The following is a 16,419-nucleotide window of genomic DNA, read 5'->3' as shown; positions in this document are numbered from 1 at the left end:
GGTCAGTGGCCGCCCCAGGGGTTTTGCTTGCTGAAAGTCGCTATGTATAGCGCCTCCACTTTACTGCGCGCCCAGGGCGTCTTGCGCAAAAATTTGAGGCTGGACTTCAGTGATGGATCGCTCTTGAAGCAGTTGATATCGATCCGCTCCGCCAGGCCGTCCCAACCATAGTGGGCCTCCAGCTCTTCGACAATGGTAGCCAGGGTAATACCGTGGAGCGGGTTATTGGGCTGGGAATCGGGCATCTTGTCTGCCTAGCTGGGCGGCTACTCGCCGACATAACCAATGATGGGCCAGGATTGTACGGGCTCGCCTACCCATGATCTATAGTGACTTTCTACAGTACCTTTCTATAGCAACTTTAGGCCAGATTTGCCACTGTGCGGGATGCAGGCCCCCTTGCTGCGGGACTGTCCAGTTTACAGCGCGTAGCGCGCCCTGGCACTGGCTAGACAGGCACCGGAACGGCGCTTTCCGGCACGCCGCCTGGCCGAACTGGATGCCGGCGCTCGGCAATTTTTTTTGAAAAAGCTTCGTCCCCCTGTCGAACTCCGCCGCCTCTGTTCGACTAACTATCGAACCGCATGAATTCAACGAAACAATACGCATTGCGTCACAGCGGCCGCCGGCGCGCCCGGGCACCATATGGACCCTGGAGAGGTAACCCCAAACCGCCCGAACGCAGTCGTTATCGAAACAGGAGGAGTACATTATGAAGTACCTGGCGCTAGTCTATTACGACGAAAAGATCATGGAGCGTAAGTCCCAGGAGGAATGGGACTCGCTCAATCAAGAATGCATAGAGTGTGTCGCCCGCCTGAGCGAAAGCGGCCACTACATCACCGGCAGCCCACTGCTGCCCACCAGCACGGCGTCCACGGTGCGGGTACGCGACAACCGCATTACCGCCACCGATGGCCCCTTTGCCGAAACCAAGGAACAGCTCGCCGGCTTTTACATGCTTGAAGCCAAAGACCTCAACGAGGCCATCGCCCTGGCCGGCAAGATCCCGCCGGCCCGATACGGCTCGGTGGAAGTCCGCCCGGCACGGGAGCTGATGGAAAAAGGCAACCAGGCCGGCGGCAACGCCGGCTGAGGGGAATCGATGTCTTTCAATACGCAGTACCAATATCCAGCTACTGCGTGCAGTAACAACACCTAGCACCAGTACTCACCAGGAGAAACACCATGAGCGGAACCGTACGTCTTCATCGCGTCCTGCGCGCACCCGCCGAGCGCATCTATCGCGCCTTTCTGAATCCGCAGGCGATGGCCAAATGGCTGCCACCAGACGGCTTCTACGCTGAGTTCGCGCACCTGGATGCCAAGGTGGGCGGCACCTTCAAGGCCTCGTTCACCAACTTCACCAACGGGCACAGCCATGCGTTCGGCGGTGAATACCAGGAACTGGTGGAGAACGAATTGATCCGCTACACCGACACCTTCGACGACCCGAACCTGCCCGGCACCATGAATGTCACGGTCACTCTCAAGACCGTGTCCTGTGGTACCGAACTAACCATCGTTCAGGAAGGCATTCCCGACATGATTCCTGTTGAAATGTGTTACCTCGGCTGGCAGGAATCGCTATCGGCGTTGGCCCGCCTGGTAGAACCGGAAATCAATCAGTGACAGAACCGAAAGGAGAAACGATGAAAAGCTTTCTCGCCATTTATCTCGGCACCCCGGATTCAATGAAAGGATGGGAAGACCTGTCCGAGGACGAACGCCAGCAGCGCATGCAGAAGGGCATGGCCGCCTGGGGTGCCTGGATGGAAAAGCACAAAGACATTCTCGTGGCGTCTGGCGGCCCGCTGGGCAAGACCAAGCGTATTGACCCCAACGGAATTGCCGACACCCGCAACAACATGTCGGGATATGTCATCGTAAAGGCGGAAACCCACGAAGAGGCGGCAAAGCTCTTTGAAGAACACCCGCACTTCACCATCTTCCCCGGTGACAGCGTGGAAGTGATGGAGTGCCTGCCAATCCCCACGTCTTGAATATGGCGACTTCCGAGGCCGGTTGACGACTGCCAGAGAAGGCCGTGTCAATCGGCTGTCCCACTGCTGAAGAAATCTTGGAGCTGGAAATGATCAAGCTATATGGAACGCCGCCGACCCGCGCACTGCGCGTAATCTGGCTGCTCAATGAACTGGGCCTGGAGTACGAATTACTCCCTGTGGATATCTTGAAAGGTGAGTGCCGGCGAGAAGACTTTCTTGCGCTCAACCCCGCCGCCAAGGTCCCGGTACTGGTCGACGGAGATCTTGTGCTGACTGAATCGGCTGCGATCGAAGCACAGTTGCTCGATGGCGCACCCAAGTTAAGGGAATACCTGAAATCCATGTACGCCCGTCCCACGGCACCAATGACGATCGCCGAGGCGTTTGCGGCGATGGATAGCTAGGCGAATTATTGGGGGCGGGTCCGCCCCTTTGCGCAAACATAAACGGAGTTCGTAGATTCGCCACTTTGAAACGGGTTGTAAAAAGAAATCACATGAGACTCGACAGTCTCAAAAACCGTTTTCAATAAAGACTCAAAGCCTTCCTCCGGCAGGTTTTGCGACCACATGGAAAATACGCCTTTGGGTTTAAGCTGCTCTGCCATAAGCGCCAGGTTTTCGGTGGTGTAAAAGCTAGCGTTGTCTGCATTGAGGAATTCGGTCGGGGAATGGTCGATATCCAGGAGAATGGCATCAAATTTTTTTCCTGGGCTTTCCGGGTCAAAACCCGTATCCGGGGCCGTGGCCAGATCGAAGAAGCTGCCGTGCACATAGCGGTTGCGCCGATCTGTGTTGAGGGTTTTCCCAAGTGGAACCAGTTCATCCCTGTGCCAGCCAATGACCGTGTCCAGGGCCTCGACCACAAGCAGCTCGGCAATCCGCTCATCCTTCAGCGCCGCCACGGCGGTATAACCCAGACCCAAGCCTCCGACGACCACATCGAGCCTGTCGCCCTGAACCTGAGCCAGGCCAAGCGTGGACAGGGCCTCTTCCGCCTCCACAAACATGCTCGACATCAGGAATTCATCGCCCAGCTTTACTTCGTAGATATCTCTGTCTCCAAGCGCGGGAATACGCCGTCGGCGCAGGGAGATTTCACCCAAAGGTGAGGCTTGGCTATCAATTTCTTCAAATAATCTGGACACGGTTGATTCATCCTAACATGATGCGCGGAGGTGCGATGATACAAGAAATGATTACGGTCGGAGTACAGTTTCAGCGTCATTTGATACTAGACAGCTAGTGTAAAAGGGCGCGCCACCACCACTATCGCCCATCGGCTGGCGACGATTCCTCATGCCGATAACATTGCCGTATTGGATCAGGAGCAGCTGATCGCGCAGGGAAATCACTCGGAGCTTATAGGGAATCGCCATTGTATCAGCGCCTGGCGGAGCTGCAGTTTCAGGATGCCAGGGATCAGAGTCGTAGCGCGCGATATAGTGCGCAATATCCAAAATCCGCGATTTGCCGCCTAGCCCGGATATTGCGCCACGGGCCGTGATGAGCGTGCAGAGATCAAGCGAAGGCGCGGCCAGCAGTGGTGGGCAGCAAAATGTCACCCGGGAATATCTCGGGAAATTTACTGAAAATCATAGCGTTATACAAAAAACTGAGCGGCGTGGTGCAATATCCGGGCTAGAGGCTGACCACGCTCGCCAGTGCCGTGAAGGTTGCGGCGGCGCCAATCAGGATCAGGTAGCCGACGCCAAGCGCCGTGAACTTCAGCGAGGTGGCCAGCCAACCTTGCTGGTAAACACGTTTTTGCATCAGCAGTAGATAGAGCGGCATCCACATCGCCAGCGCGAGCAGTGCCAGGTTGAACAGTGCCTGGGGGAGGGTATGCGGTTCGGTAAGCCAGGCGCGCAGGTCAAACAGGATCACGATCAACAGCAGGGCAAGGGATAGAAACGCATGGCTGTGCAGGGCAACGATCAGGTGCTCCATATACAGGCGGCGCTTGAACAGGTACAGCAGGCTCAGCATCAATGCGAAAAACGGCAGCGCAATGAACAGCGTGGAGGGAATGGCACCGAACAGCGCATCCTTGAGCAGGTTTGGATCGCGCTCGATACGTTCGATATTGCTCGCCAAGCGGGTGCTCTGGCGCACAAGCCAGGTGTTTACGGCTGTGGGTGCGCCATCGATCCGGGGCGGATCGATGGCCACTTGCTGCTGGGGATCGTCGCCCGCGGCTGAGGCCGGATCGAGTGCGGCGATACGCTGCTGCGCATGCCTGCGCACTATCTGTTCCACACCGTTCAGCAGGCCCCGGACGCCGGGCATGTCGGCGTCCTCTTTGGCGATGCCGTCGATCTCTTTCAGCGCCAGATCGCGCAAGCGTACGACTTCGGCAACGCTGGTGGCCTCGCTGATGTTGTGCTCCACCGAGGGCAGGTCGACACCGCCAATGAGCGCGTTGCCGGCGGGGCGATTAACGGAATCGTCGGAGCGCCAGTCGCTGCTCAGCTGCGCGACGAAGAAGGCTGTCAGGCACAGGAATACAAACAGCCGCACCGGGCTCACATAGCGCACCTGGCGCCCGGCAAAGTACTCATTGGTGAGGAATCCAGGCCTCAGCAGCAGCGGCACTATAGTGCGCGTTATGCGGGAATCCAGCCCGAATACGGAATTGAAGAAGTCGCCGATCATTTCCGGGAACTGCCGCACCAGGCTCTTCGTCGGCTGGCCGCAGGCATAGCAGTGCGAGCCGAGCAACGGCTCGCCACAGTTGCGGCAGGCGGCGACGTTCGGCGAGTCACCTGCATCGCTGCTGCCGGTTTGCACGGGATACTCTTCCTGCCTCTCGGTAGAGACAGGTTCTTGTGCCGTCAGGGTTTCATTCTCACTCATGGTTTTGCGGGACTCTGCAGCGCGGCGCGATCAGGAAGCGACACTCCCTCGCCAGAAACGCGCTTTTCCTGACCGTGCGCGGGAGTGGTTACTGCCGGTTTCTTATCATCGAAATTCCGGTGCATAGGATAATAAGCGGAATCCGGAGCCAGGCATACTGCTGTTGCAACTACAGCGCATAACGCGCGATAGTGTGCGCTATGTCCATCAGTCGCGACTTACGCTGAACTCGAAGCGCACCTTACCTATCTCGGAAGAAGCAGAGTTCAGAGGCAGTCTCGATCTGGAACCTCAGGCAATAACGCCATCGGCGCGCAGCTGCTCGATATCCTCCCCGCTGTAGCCCAACGCACCCAGCACTTCCCGCGAGTGGGTGCCGAGCGGTGCCCCGGCGCTGTGCCGTTGCGGTTTTTCGCCGTCGAACAGGAAGGGGGTATTGATTTGGGCGATCGCTTCGCCATCACTGTCCGTCGCCTCGCAAATCATTCGCCGCTGCTGCATCTGCTGGCTCTGCGCCGCCTCGAGAAAATCCAGTACCGGTTCCACGCAGGCGTCGATGTGCGCGAACAGTCGCATCCATTGGTCCAGTGGTTGCTGGGCAATGAGTTCGGCGATGTCCCCCTTGAGGGATTCCTGCTGGTCCTCCTGCACAATCCTGGAGAGCCACTGGGGTTTGCCGAGAGCGGTAAAGAAGCGCTCGGCAAATTGCGGTTCCAGACTGCCCACGGAGAGATAGCGGTTGTCGGCGGTGCGGTAGTAGTCGTAGTAGCTGCCGCCGTTGAGCAGTTCGCTCTCGATTTCCGGGTTGCCGCCGCCGGCCAGGGCGCAGGCGCCGGATATGGCGTTCATGGCGAAGGCGCAATCGGTCATGGCGATATCGATACGGCTGCCCTCGCCGCTTTGGCTGCGCTTGTAAACGGCGGCGAGAATCGACATTACCGCGTGGTGAGAACCACCGGCGATATCCGCGACCTGGGTGCCGGCGAGGCTGGGGCCGCTCTCCAGGCGCCCGGAATAGCTGGCCAGGCCGGACAGGGCCAGGTAGTTGATATCGTGCCCGGCGCGGTCGTTGAGGGGCCCTGTTTGACCGTAACCGGTGATGGAGCAGTAGATCAGGTCTTCGCGGGTTTCGCGCAGGTTTTCATAGCCGAGGCCGAGGTTGTCCATTACCCCGGGGCGGAACTGTTCCAGCACCACGTCGTATTCCACCAGTAGTCGCCGCACGATTTCCACCGCCTTGGGGTTTTTTAAATCCAGGGCCAGGGATTTTTTGTTGCGGTTGATGGTGGCGTGGGCGGCGGAGATGCTCTTGTCAGCGCCCACCATCGGCGGCAGGCCGCGCAGCATGTCCGGCCGTGTGGGGGATTCGATGCGCAGTACGTCGGCGCCCATGTCCGCCAGCAGCATGGTGGCGTAGGGGCCGGGGAGGAGGGTGGTGAAGTCGAGGATTTTGAGGCCGTTGAGTGGGGCTTTGTTGTTGGACATGACTGTTTGCCGATAGGTAGGGTTCGCGATTTCGCTGTAGGAGCCTGCTTGCAGGCGAACGGGTCAGGGCTTCGTAGCTTTTTCGCCTGCAAGCAGGCTCCTACATGGGGACTGTAGGATGGGCAAAGCGCAGCGTGCCCATCAGGCGCGTGGTGATGGGCACGTCGCTGCGCTCCTTTGCCCATCCTACATCCCGAGTCCCCTGTTTTATTCCTTCAGAAGTTCCCGGGAAATAATCAATTTCATAATCTCGTTGGTGCCGGCGTAGATGCGCTGCACCCGTGCGTCCGCCCAGGAGCGGGCGATGGGGTATTCCCACATGTAGCCGAAGCCGCCGTGCAGTTGCACGCATTCGTCGAGCAGTTTGCACTGGAAATCGGTGGTCAGCAGCTTGGCCTTGGCCGCGGTGGCCACGTCGAGTTTCCTTTCGTAGTGTAGTTCCAGGCAGCGGTCGGTGAATACGCGCATGGCGGTGAGTTCCGCATCCAGTTCCGCCAGTTTGAACTGGGTGTTCTGGAAGCCGGCGATGGCGCGGCCGAAGGCTTTGCGCTCGCGCACATAGTTTAGGGTCCAGCCCAGCGCGGCCTCGGCGTTGGCGATTGCGCCGAGAGCCACGCTCAGCCGCTCCTGGGGCAGTTCCTGCATCAGGTAGATAAAACCCTGGCCCTCGGCGCCGAGCAGGTTGTCCGCCGGCACTTTGACGTCGTCGAAGAACAGCTCCGAGGTGTCCTGGGCTTTCATGCCGATTTTTTCCAGGTTGGTGCCCTTTTTGAATCCCGGGCTGTCCGCTTCCACCAGCAGCAGGCTGGTGCCGGCGGCACCAGCTTCGGGATTGGTCTTGGCCACCACGATTACCAGGTCGGCGTGCTGGCCATTGGTGATAAAGGTCTTGGAGCCGTTGAGGAGGTAGTGATCGTCCTTTTTGATTGCGGTGGTGCGCACGCCCTGGAGATCGGAGCCGGCGCCGGGCTCGGTCATGGCAATGGCGGTGACGATTTCCCCGCTGATGCACTTGGGCAGGTATTTTTGTTTCTGTTCCTCGCTGCCGTAGTTGACGATATAGGGCACGGCGATATCCGAGTGCAGTCCCCAGCCGATGCCGGTGAGGCCGGCGCGGGCGATTTCCTCGTCGATGATGGCGTTGTAGCCGAAATCCACTTCCAGGCCGCCGTAGGCCTCCGGCGCCTGCGGGCAGAGAAAACCCATTTCCCCGGCCTTGGTCCAGAGCGCGCGGTCCACCTGGCCGTCTTTTTCCCACTGGCTGTGGAAGGGCGCGGCTTCTTTTTCCAGGAATTTGCGCACGGTGTCGCGGAACTGTTCGTGTTCCTCGCTGAAGACGGTTCTCGGGATCATGGTTTTTCTCCTGCGTTATTTTTCATTGTAGGAGCGGCCGTTGGCCGCGACAGCGGGCCTGCGGCCCGCAAGCCGAGCTGGAGCTCGGCGTTCCCAGGGGCCGTTCCCACAAGATTTCATTCGTCGGTCAGGGCCTGGTTGTCGAACAGCATTTCCGGTGGTTCAAAACGCTCGCCGTAGCGCTCCGCCAGTTCCCGGGCGCGGCGGGCGAATTCCGCCGGGCCGTACTGGTTGATAGTTTGCAGGGCACCGCCGGTCCAGGGTGGAAAGCCGATGCCGAAGATGGAGCCGATATTGGCTTCGCGCACACTGCGCAGAATTTTCTCGTTATAACAGCGCAGGGTCTCCAGGGCCATAATAAACAGCAGCCGCTCCTCGATATCCACCAGCGGCGGCTGTTCGGCTTCGGGAAATTCCTCCTCCAGTCCGCGCCATAGGTGTTTTTTCCTGCCTTCCGGGTAGCTGTAAAAGCCGCCGCCGGAGGCTTTACCGGCGCGGCCCAGTTCCAACATGCGGTCCACCACTGAATCCGCGGGATGGGCGGCCGGGGTTTTTCCCTCCGTCTCCAGATCGGCGACAGTCTGCTGGCGAATCTTGCCCATCAGTGTGAGCGACACTTCGTCGCTGACCGCCAGTGGTCCCACCGGGAAACCCGCCAGTGCGGCGGCGTTTTCGATGCTCGCCGGGCAGACGCCCTCCCCCAGCATGGCAATACCCTCGTTGGTGTAGCAGCCGAACACCCGCGAGGTGAAAAAACCGCGGCTGTCGTTGACCACGATCGGTGTCTTATCGATCTGCCGAACAAAAGCGAAGGCCCGGGCCAGGGTGTCGTCGGAGGTCTGTTCGCCGCGGATAATTTCCACTAGCGGCATCCTGTCCGCGGGGGAGAAGAAATGCAGGCCGATAAAATTCATTGGCCGCGTACTGGCGCGGGCCAGGCCGGTAATAGGCAGGGTGGAGGTGTTGGAGGCGAAGACTGCGCTCTCGGCCAATTGCGTCTCCGCCTCGACGGTGACTTCGGCTTTGAGTTTGCGGTTCTCGAAAACCGCCTCGATCACCAGTTCACAGCCCTGTAGATCCTGCGGGTCTGCGGTGGGATGGATGCGGTCGAGGATTTCCCGCACGGAGTTCTCGTCGGTCTTTCCCTGTTGCAGGCGCTTTTGCAGCGCCTTGTCGGCGTATCCCTTGCCTTTCTGCGCGGCCTCCGCGGAAATATCTTTAAGCACAACCTGCACGCCCTTTCCGGCACAGGCATAGGCGATGGCCGCGCCCATCATGCCGGCGCCGAGGATGCCGATTTTGTGCAGCGGTTGGATTTTTTCCGCTCGCATTTCTTCGCGCACCGCCTCCGGCAGGCAGTCGCCGGCCTCGACGGCGTTTTTGCCGAACCAGAAGGTGCCGATCATATTTTTTGCCACCGGTCCGCAGGCGAGTTCGACAAAATGGCGGGATTCGATGCGGCTGGCGGTATCGAAATCCACCTGGGCGCCTTCGACCACAGTGGCGAGGATCGCCTCCGGTGCCGGCAGGCAGCCTTTGGTCTTCTGCCTGAGCATCGCCGGGGCAATGATCCGCAGCTGGGTGTTTTTGCGGTTGTTGGCATCGCCGCCGGGCATGCGGTAATCGGGGCTGTCCCAGGGCTGTTGACTCTGCGGATTGGCGAGAATAAATGTGCGCGCCAGTTCCAGCAGTTGCTCCGGGGTTTGCGCCAACTGGTGTATCAGGCCGGCTTCCTGCGCGCGCTGCGCGTTCAACTGCTTGCCTTCCAGCAGGTAGGGAAGGGAATTTTGCAGGCCGAGCAGGCGCGGCATACGCGTGCAGCCACCGCCGCCGGGCAGCAGCCCCAGGGTGACTTCCGGCAGGCCGATTTTTACCGTGCCGCTGTCCAGCGCGATGCGCTGGTGACAGGCGAGGCAGATTTCCCAGCCTCCCCCCAAAGCGGCGCCGTTGATCGCGGCCACCACCGGTTTGCCCTGGGTTTCCAGCCAGCGCAGGTCCGCCTTGAGTGCCTCGCAGCTGTCGAAGAACTCCGCCGCGTCTTCCCGTTTGGCCGCATAGAGCGCCTTGAGATCGCCGCCGGCAAAGAAGGTTTTCTTGGCGGAGCGGATGATGATGCCGGTGAAATCGCTGTTTTGCAGCTGCTGGACAGCTTCGCGTAGGGACTCGGTAAAATCCCGGTCCATTACATTGGCGGAGGCGTTGGGGTTGTCCAGGATCAGGTGGGCGATATTGTCGCTGTCTTTTTCCAGGCGAATGGATTTCATCTTGCCAATTTCCATTTTTAGAGCCTCTCGATAATGGTTGCCACGCCCATGCCGCCGCCCACGCAGAGGGTAACCAGCCCGTAGCGCAGTTGCTGCGCCTCCAGTTCGTCCAGCAGCGTGCCGATCAGCATGGCGCCGGTGGCGCCCAGGGGATGGCCCATGGCGATGGCGCCGCCGTTGACGTTGATTTTTTCGGGATCGATATCCAGTTCGCGCTGGAAGCGCAGCACCACCGCGGCGAAGGCTTCGTTCACTTCGAACAGGTCGATGTCGCCGGCCTGCAAACCGGCGACCGCCAGCGCCTTGCGCGTGGCCGGCGCCGGGCCGGTGAGCATGATGGTGGGGTCCGTGCCCACGACTGCGGCGGAGACGATGCGCGCGCGCGGGGTGAGGTTCAGGTCGCGCCCGGCGGTTTCGCTGCCGATCAGCAGCGCCGCAGCGCCGTCGACGATACCCGAGGAGTTGCCGGCGGTGTGTACGTGCCGGATGTGTTCCACTTGGGGGTAGCGGGCGCGGGGGACGCTGTCGAAGCCCAGGTCGCCCAGGGCGGCGAAGGAGGGTTTCAGCTGCGCCAGCCCCTCCATGGAGGTGTCCGGGCGCACCAACTGGTCCCGGTCCAGGATCAACAGGCCGTTGCGGTCGCGCACCGGCACGATGGAATTGCCGAAGGCGTTTCTCTCCCAGGCGGCGGTAGCCTTTTGCTGCGACTGCAGCGCGAAGCGATCCACCTCCTCGCGGCTGAAGCCGCCCAGGGTGGCGATCAGGTCGGCGCCGATGCCTTGCGGCGCGAAGCCGATCTCCATCGAGGTGTGCGGGTCCTCCGCCCAGGCTCCGCCGTCGCTGCCCATGGGCACGCGGGACATGGATTCCACACCGCCGGCCACTACCAGCGCTTCCCATCCGGAGCGCACCTTGGCCGCCGCCAGGTTCACCGTCTCGGCGCCGGAGGCGCAGAAGCGGTTCAGGGTGACGCCGCCGATATTCTCGTCCCAGCCCGCCACCAGCGCGGCGACCTTGGCGATGTCCGCGCCCTGGTCGCCGACCGGGGTGACGCAGCCCATCACGATATCGTCCACTCGCTCGGTGTCCAGGCCGCTGCGGCGCTGCAGTTCGCGCAGCAGGTCGGCGAGCAGGGTGACGGGTTTGACTTCGTAGAGAGCGCCGCCGGGCTTGCCTTTGCCCCGGGGCGTGCGGATGGCGTCGTAGATATAGGCTTCGCTGGGCATGGGGTTGCCTCGCTGGTTATTGTTTGAGTTTCTATAAGTTAGTCGCGCCCTGCAATGGCGCAATGATAAAAGGCGTCAGTGGGGGTGACGCCCTCTGTTGGTGGTGACCATAAATCCATTCGTGGGTCCGGACCGTCAATTATTCGGAATCGGACTAACCCGAAGATAACGCTGCCATACACTCAGGAGAGACGTTTTTGTTGTTTTAAACGACGAGGATTCGCTATGGCGGAGAATTTACTGGAGGTGGCTGAGCGGCAGCTGGGACCAACCGGCATCAGTGCTCTCGACAGCGCTCTGGGCATTCCGGCGGGGAAGGGGGAGTCCGCTCTGAAGGCGGGGATGGCCACCACCATAGCGGGTATGTTGCACAGGGGCACCGACCGGAGCGGCCTGGGCAGCATGCTCAATATGGTCACCGGCCACAGCGAGCTGGATTTATCCTCGCTTAGCCATATTTCCAGGGACTCCGAGCGGATGAGCGGCCTGCAGGAAAGTGGCGACGACATGCTCGATACCATTTTCGGAAACAAACGGGGCAACATCATCCAGGCTTTTTCCTCGTCGCTGGGTTTGGATGTCGAGACCGGCGGCAATCTGCTGAGGGTGATTGCCCCGATAACCATGTCGGTCCTGGGTCAAAAGGCGAGAAGCCAGAACCTGGATATGGGTGGGCTGGCCACGCTGCTGCTGGATCAGAAACCTTATATCGAGGACCAGTTACCGGGCGATATGCTGCAGGAGTTGGGTGTCACCAGCTTTGAGAGCCTCGGAGAAGGGGCCCGGGCTTTTTCCCGCGGGCACGCGGAACCCCAAGCGGCGCGGACCCCGGAGGAGCGCAGGCGTGGCGCCAGTTTCGGCAAGTGGTTCTGGCCGCTGTTGATCGCCCTGGCGGCACTCTACGCGCTGAATATGTGTGCCAGGAAAGATCGCGTGGAGGACAGGCCCAGCGGGGTGATCCTGGAGGATGAAACAGTGATTACCGGCGAACCGGCGACTCCTTCTGTGGCGGCCGCACCGGAAACAACTTCCCGGGATACCACCATGGAGGCGGTGACCGGCGGCGATTTCGCCAGCAGTTTTCGCGAGTACCTGGACAATGCCGCCCGGGACCCCAACCGCGAATTTCCACTGGGCATTCAGTTCGCCCCGGACAGCGCCACGGTCACCAGCCCGTCGGTGCCGGATGTGGACGTATTGGTAAAAATTATGCAGGAGAATCCGGGGGTCACCATCGCCATCGAGGGCCACACTTCCGGCGAGGGCGACGAGGCGAAGAACCAGCAGATTTCCGAAGAGCGCGCCGAAGCAGTGCGTCAGATGCTGGTGGACAAGGGTATCGATGGCAACCGGATAACCGCGACAGGTATGGGCTCGGCCAAACCGATCGCCGATGACAGCACCGAAGAGGGCAAGGAGAAAAACCGCCGCATCAGTGTGCGGGTGGTGACCTTTGGGTAGGGAGATTCGGCGATACAGAGGCGAGGTGAACTCACGCTTTGGTCGTCCGGCCTGCGCCGGTATGACGAGTCGTGAGTTCGATTCGAGACTGGGTATCTACGGACCGCGGAATTTCTCCCGATAGGCCCCCGGCGCCAGCCCGGTCCACTTCTTGAACGCGCGGTTGAAGGCGCTGGGCTCGGAAAAACCCAGTCGCTCGGCGATCTCCGCTACCGCGGTCTCCTGTTTTTTCAACTGGTACACGGCCATGTCCCGACGTACAGAGTCCTTGATGTCCTGCCAGCTGTTGCCCTCCTCCTTCAGCCGACGGCGCAGGGTCTGCGGCGAGGTGTAGAGGCGCGCGGCCACGTCGTCCAGGGAGAGGTTTTCGATCCCGCCCTGGTTTTGCAGCATGCGGCGGACGCGTCCGGTGTAGCTGTTGTCGGATTTGTATTGGGCCAGCAGGCATTCGGGAGCGCGGCCGAGAAATTCGGCGAGCTGCTGTTCGTCGCGTACCAACGGCATCTGCAGATAGCGGGTGCTGAACACCAGACAGGTCTCCCGCTGGTGGAAATAGTGCCGGCAGGGAAACATATCACTGTAGTCTTCGTTGTAGTCCGGTGGCGGGAAGGCCAGGTGCACCCGTTCCAGCAGAATGGTGCGGTCGATCAGCCAGCTGAAAAAGCGCAGCCAGATCAGCGCCAGGGATTCCACGAAAATCTGGTTGGGCAGGTGTCGGTCGTTGCCGTGATGGATCAGCAGCCGGGCCTCCTCGCCGTCCTCCACCAGCTTGATCTGCAGATCGTCGCTGACCATGGACACAAAGCGCCCGGAGCGCAGCAGCGCGCGACGCAGGTTGGGACAGCTGATACAGGCGTGGCCCATCATCGCGAAGGTGCCGGGGAGCCAGGGGCGGGCCAGGAAACCGCCGGACTCGTCCGCCAGCAGGTCCCACTCCCGGCGCAGCAGGAGTGCCACACGCTCGCGGGGGATGCGGTTGTCGGGTTCCTCCAGCAGGGTTGGATTTATCTCCGCATCCAGCAGCAACTGCCGGCAGTCCAGCCCCGCCGCCCGAGCCCCGGCCAGCTGCGCCTGCACCGCGGCGGCGAGGATACCCGGATGTGTCTCGTGCTCGATTTGCGTTTCTGTCTCCACTGTCCTGTCCCCAGTCGATGTGGATTGGACTCGGGATTATGCGCAATGCGGCGGGGAAAGTCAGGTTTGGGTGAATGGCGATAGTGACCGGCCGGGCACAGGGTTGGGTGTCACGTCGGTACTGCATTCAGGGTTGGGACAGGGGCGAGGCTGTGCTACAAACAGTCGATGCACAACAGGACATCACTATGAATCCGGAACTGGAAAAGCAGCTCAATCCCACCATCTGTCGGCGCATGCTGATCGCCCATCTGATCGAGACCATGCCCAAGCCCAACAACCCGGCACTGGAGGAGGCCACAGGCTGGCCGCGCCGCACGGTGCAGGACATTATCGCCAAGGGACTGCCGGGGCACGGCACCCGGGTGGAATTTGTTCAGCAGGGCGTGCGCAACAACGACGGTTACTATGTGCTGAAAGACTGGGGTTCCTTCGATCGGCAGTGGGTGCGGGAACAGCTGCCGGCTATCTGCAGGGTACTCGGTGTGTCTTCGCCGGCCCCCGAATGATTTGGCGCACACAACGCTCTTGCGTTCCGCCGCATAGTTGATCAGCAACGCCGGAATGGCAGTGACCAATAGCCAATAAACAATGATCAATTACCAGCTTGCTGGTAATTGATCATTGGAGACTGTTTATTGACTATTGCTGTTTTTGCAGCAGCTTGTTGACCTTCTTGACCAGTGTCTGGTCGCTTTTCAACTGATTGGCGATTTCCTGGTATTCCTCTTTGCTCAGCCCCGCCGCTTTGACCGCCGAGAGCATCTTGGACTGTGCCTCCCGGTTCAGCGCTTCCGTCTCCTCGATATTTTTCGATGCCTTGATTTTCGGCGCATATTCGCGGCTCAGGTCGACAATAGAACGATAGGCGTTGGCAAATTTCTCCAGTTTCGCATCGCTGAAGGTGACTTTCTGGACCTGCTGAACAGCGACCTCTCCGCCGCCAGCCTGGGCGATAACCATGGGGGCGACAAACAAAAGCGCGAGTGCGATAGCTGGTACTTTCATTGGATACCTCGACAGAGACAGGTGGCGGACGCTTTTACACAGGGAATGTGGCCCAGCGTCTCGGTAAGGCGACAAGCGCCCCGCCGCGGAGGCGCGGAAAAGGCGTTGTTCTGCTCAGCTTAGACGCTTCCCGCGAGGTTATCGCGCCATTTGCCGCCTAAAACTCATCGGAGAGAATTGCGCCCCACCAGATCTGAGAACTGGCTGGTCACGACTCAAAAAATCCCGAGGAACCTCTTGCGCCGCTTCAGCGAACTCTCGCAGCCGGCGAGCTGCCTCTGGTAAGTCTGCGCCTGGGCGGACACTTTGTGGGACACCTTCTTCAGCCAGGACTTGCTGCGAAAAGTGCGCCGATTAAAGCCGCCGTGGCCCTCGTGGTAGGCCAGGTAGAGATGGTAGGTGTCGTCGGGCCGGATGCGGCACTGGCGCTGGCTGGTGTTGTTGTACCAGCCGACGAAATCGATGGCGTCGCCAAAATCATCGCGATCGGCGCCGTAACGGGACGCCGCCCGCTGGTAGCTGCGCCAGGTGCTGTCCAGCGCCTGGGGATAGCCGTAGGCATCCGAGGGGCGCGGGCCGGGAATAAAACCGAGGATCTTGGTGCGCGGCGGTCGCGCATCGTGCACGAAACGGGATTCCTGGTGCAGCACCGCCATCATGGTGGGAATGGGGGAGCCCCACTTCTCCTCGGCGTCCTTGGCCTTGCCGTACCAGCCCTTTTTCTCGCGGAAAATCGAGCAGATATCACCGGGATTGCTGGGCGGGCTGGTGGCGCAGCCGGCGGTCAGGCCGGTGCACAGCAGCAGGAACAGGACGAGGGGCTTCTTATTGTTCAGCATGATTCTATTTGGCGGTAAAGGTTTTCTATTGCGCGCTAAAGACTTTCTATTGGGCGCTAAAGGCTTTGACCCCGGCGGCAGTGCCCAGCAGTAGCAGGTCCGCCGGGCGGAGGGCGAAGATGCCGTTGGTCACCACGCCGGTGATATTGTTGATCGCTTCTTCCAGGGCGACCGGCTCCATGATCTCCAGGTTGTGCACGTCCAGTATGACATTGCCATTGTCGGTGACCACCCCCTGGCGGTACACCGGGTCGCCCCCCAGCTTGACCAGCTCCCGCGCCACCAGCGAGCGGGCCATGGGGATTACCTCCACCGGCAGCGGAAAGCTGCCCAGCACCGGCACCCACTTGCTCTCGTCGGCGATGCACACGAACTCCTCCGCGCAGGCGGCGACGATCTTCTCCCGGGTGAGCGCGGCGCCGCCGCCCTTGATCAGCTGCAGCGCCGGATTGGTCTCATCGGCGCCGTCCACATAGACCCGGATGCCGTCCACACTGTTCAGGTCGTACACCGGAATGCCGTGGGATTTGAGGCGCTCGGCGGAGGCCTCGGAGCTGGCCACGGTGCCGTCGAACCGGCCCTTGATCTCCGCCAGGTAGTCGATAAAGAAATTGGCGGTGGAGCCGGTACCCACGCCGACAATGGAATCCGCCTCCAGTTTGGGTGCGATGGTTTCCACGGCGGCGCGGGCGGTGGCGCGCTTGAGCTGATCCTGGGTTGTGCTGGTCAAAAGGCTTCCCCTGTGCAATTTTTATTGAATAAAGGCCTGCGCGAGAGAAAAAACTCGC

At 60.6% G+C, this 16,419-nt stretch carries 17 protein-coding genes; 6 read left to right on the top strand and 11 right to left on the bottom strand.

The annotated features are described in order from the left end of the window. Positions 1-2: 2 nt before the first annotated feature. A complete protein-coding gene (locus tag FHS09_RS14555) occupies positions 3-245 on the bottom strand; it encodes a VF530 family protein (protein ID WP_183461154.1) in 243 nt (80 codons plus the stop codon). 467 nt (positions 246-712) lie between these two features. Here FHS09_RS14555 and FHS09_RS14550 point away from each other — a divergent pair, with 467 nt between their 5' ends. The 4 genes from FHS09_RS14550 to FHS09_RS14535 all read left to right on the top strand — a co-directional run bounded on the left by FHS09_RS14550 (position 713) and on the right by FHS09_RS14535 (position 2,410). Further along, the gene (locus FHS09_RS14550) at positions 713-1,096 is read left to right on the top strand and encodes a YciI family protein (RefSeq protein WP_183461152.1); all 384 of its coding nucleotides are present in this window, start codon (positions 713-715) and stop codon (positions 1,094-1,096) included. Between the two features lie 92 nt (positions 1,097-1,188). Beyond that, positions 1,189-1,632 (top strand): SRPBCC family protein, encoded by a 444-nt coding sequence (locus FHS09_RS14545; RefSeq protein WP_183461150.1) that lies wholly within the window; start codon positions 1,189-1,191, stop codon positions 1,630-1,632. Positions 1,633-1,652: 20 nt separating this feature from the next. Next, positions 1,653-2,003, top strand: coding sequence for a YciI family protein (locus FHS09_RS14540; protein ID WP_183461148.1), 351 nt, complete (start codon positions 1,653-1,655; stop codon positions 2,001-2,003). Positions 2,004-2,092: 89 nt separating this feature from the next. Further along, entirely contained in the window at positions 2,093-2,410 is a 318-nt protein-coding gene (locus tag FHS09_RS14535; RefSeq protein ID WP_183461145.1) for a glutathione S-transferase N-terminal domain-containing protein, read from the top strand. A 5-nt stretch (positions 2,411-2,415) separates the two neighbouring features. Here the strand turns inward: FHS09_RS14535 and FHS09_RS14530 are convergent, their stop codons facing one another. From FHS09_RS14530 to FHS09_RS14505, 6 genes are all read right to left on the bottom strand, one after another. Further along, positions 2,416-3,153, bottom strand: coding sequence for a spermidine synthase family protein (locus tag FHS09_RS14530; protein ID WP_183461143.1), 738 nt, complete (start codon positions 3,151-3,153; stop codon positions 2,416-2,418). Positions 3,154-3,646: 493 nt separating this feature from the next. Beyond that, the gene (locus FHS09_RS14525) at positions 3,647-4,861 is read right to left on the bottom strand and encodes a DUF3667 domain-containing protein (RefSeq protein ID WP_183461141.1); all 1,215 of its coding nucleotides are present in this window, start codon (positions 4,859-4,861) and stop codon (positions 3,647-3,649) included. Positions 4,862-5,152: 291 nt separating this feature from the next. After that, a complete protein-coding gene (locus FHS09_RS14520; RefSeq protein ID WP_183461139.1) occupies positions 5,153-6,346 on the bottom strand; it encodes a CaiB/BaiF CoA transferase family protein in 1,194 nt (397 codons plus the stop codon). A gap of 207 nt (positions 6,347-6,553) precedes the next feature. Continuing rightward, the gene (locus FHS09_RS14515) at positions 6,554-7,699 is read right to left on the bottom strand and encodes an acyl-CoA dehydrogenase family protein (protein WP_183461137.1); all 1,146 of its coding nucleotides are present in this window, start codon (positions 7,697-7,699) and stop codon (positions 6,554-6,556) included. Between the two features lie 116 nt (positions 7,700-7,815). Beyond that, on the bottom strand, positions 7,816-9,963 hold the full coding sequence (locus FHS09_RS14510; RefSeq protein ID WP_183461135.1) for a 3-hydroxyacyl-CoA dehydrogenase NAD-binding domain-containing protein: 2,148 nt from the start codon (positions 9,961-9,963) through the stop codon (positions 7,816-7,818). 17 nt (positions 9,964-9,980) lie between these two features. Next, on the bottom strand, positions 9,981-11,189 hold the full coding sequence (locus tag FHS09_RS14505) for an acetyl-CoA C-acetyltransferase (protein WP_183461133.1): 1,209 nt from the start codon (positions 11,187-11,189) through the stop codon (positions 9,981-9,983). 225 nt (positions 11,190-11,414) lie between these two features. Between FHS09_RS14505 and FHS09_RS14500 the strand changes: the two genes are divergently transcribed. Continuing rightward, the gene (locus FHS09_RS14500; protein WP_183461131.1) at positions 11,415-12,650 is read left to right on the top strand and encodes an OmpA family protein; all 1,236 of its coding nucleotides are present in this window, start codon (positions 11,415-11,417) and stop codon (positions 12,648-12,650) included. 96 nt (positions 12,651-12,746) lie between these two features. Here the strand turns inward: FHS09_RS14500 and FHS09_RS14495 are convergent, their stop codons facing one another. Beyond that, complete coding sequence (locus FHS09_RS14495) at positions 12,747-13,784, bottom strand: AraC family transcriptional regulator ligand-binding domain-containing protein (protein ID WP_183461129.1); 1,038 nt, start codon at positions 13,782-13,784, stop codon at positions 12,747-12,749. 188 nt (positions 13,785-13,972) lie between these two features. On the opposite strand from FHS09_RS14495, the gene FHS09_RS14490 reads away from it, so the two are divergent. Next, a complete protein-coding gene (locus FHS09_RS14490; protein ID WP_183461128.1) occupies positions 13,973-14,293 on the top strand; it encodes a helix-turn-helix domain-containing protein in 321 nt (106 codons plus the stop codon). 133 nt (positions 14,294-14,426) lie between these two features. On the opposite strand, the gene FHS09_RS14485 is transcribed toward FHS09_RS14490, so the two are convergent. From FHS09_RS14485 to rpiA, 3 genes are all read right to left on the bottom strand, one after another. Continuing rightward, complete coding sequence (locus FHS09_RS14485; protein WP_183461126.1) at positions 14,427-14,792, bottom strand: DUF4168 domain-containing protein; 366 nt, start codon at positions 14,790-14,792, stop codon at positions 14,427-14,429. 215 nt (positions 14,793-15,007) lie between these two features. Continuing rightward, positions 15,008-15,631, bottom strand: coding sequence for a transglycosylase SLT domain-containing protein (locus FHS09_RS14480; RefSeq protein WP_183461124.1), 624 nt, complete (start codon positions 15,629-15,631; stop codon positions 15,008-15,010). Between the two features lie 46 nt (positions 15,632-15,677). Then, positions 15,678-16,361 (bottom strand): ribose-5-phosphate isomerase RpiA, encoded by a 684-nt coding sequence (rpiA, locus tag FHS09_RS14475; RefSeq protein WP_183461122.1) that lies wholly within the window; start codon positions 16,359-16,361, stop codon positions 15,678-15,680. Positions 16,362-16,419: the final 58 nt, after the last annotated feature.

It is taken from the genome of Microbulbifer rhizosphaerae (assembly GCF_014191725.1).
Taxonomy (GTDB): domain Bacteria; phylum Pseudomonadota; class Gammaproteobacteria; order Pseudomonadales; family Cellvibrionaceae; genus Microbulbifer; species Microbulbifer rhizosphaerae.
Note: the sequence above shows the minus strand (reverse complement) of the source record. Positions and strands in the feature narration are given on the sequence as shown.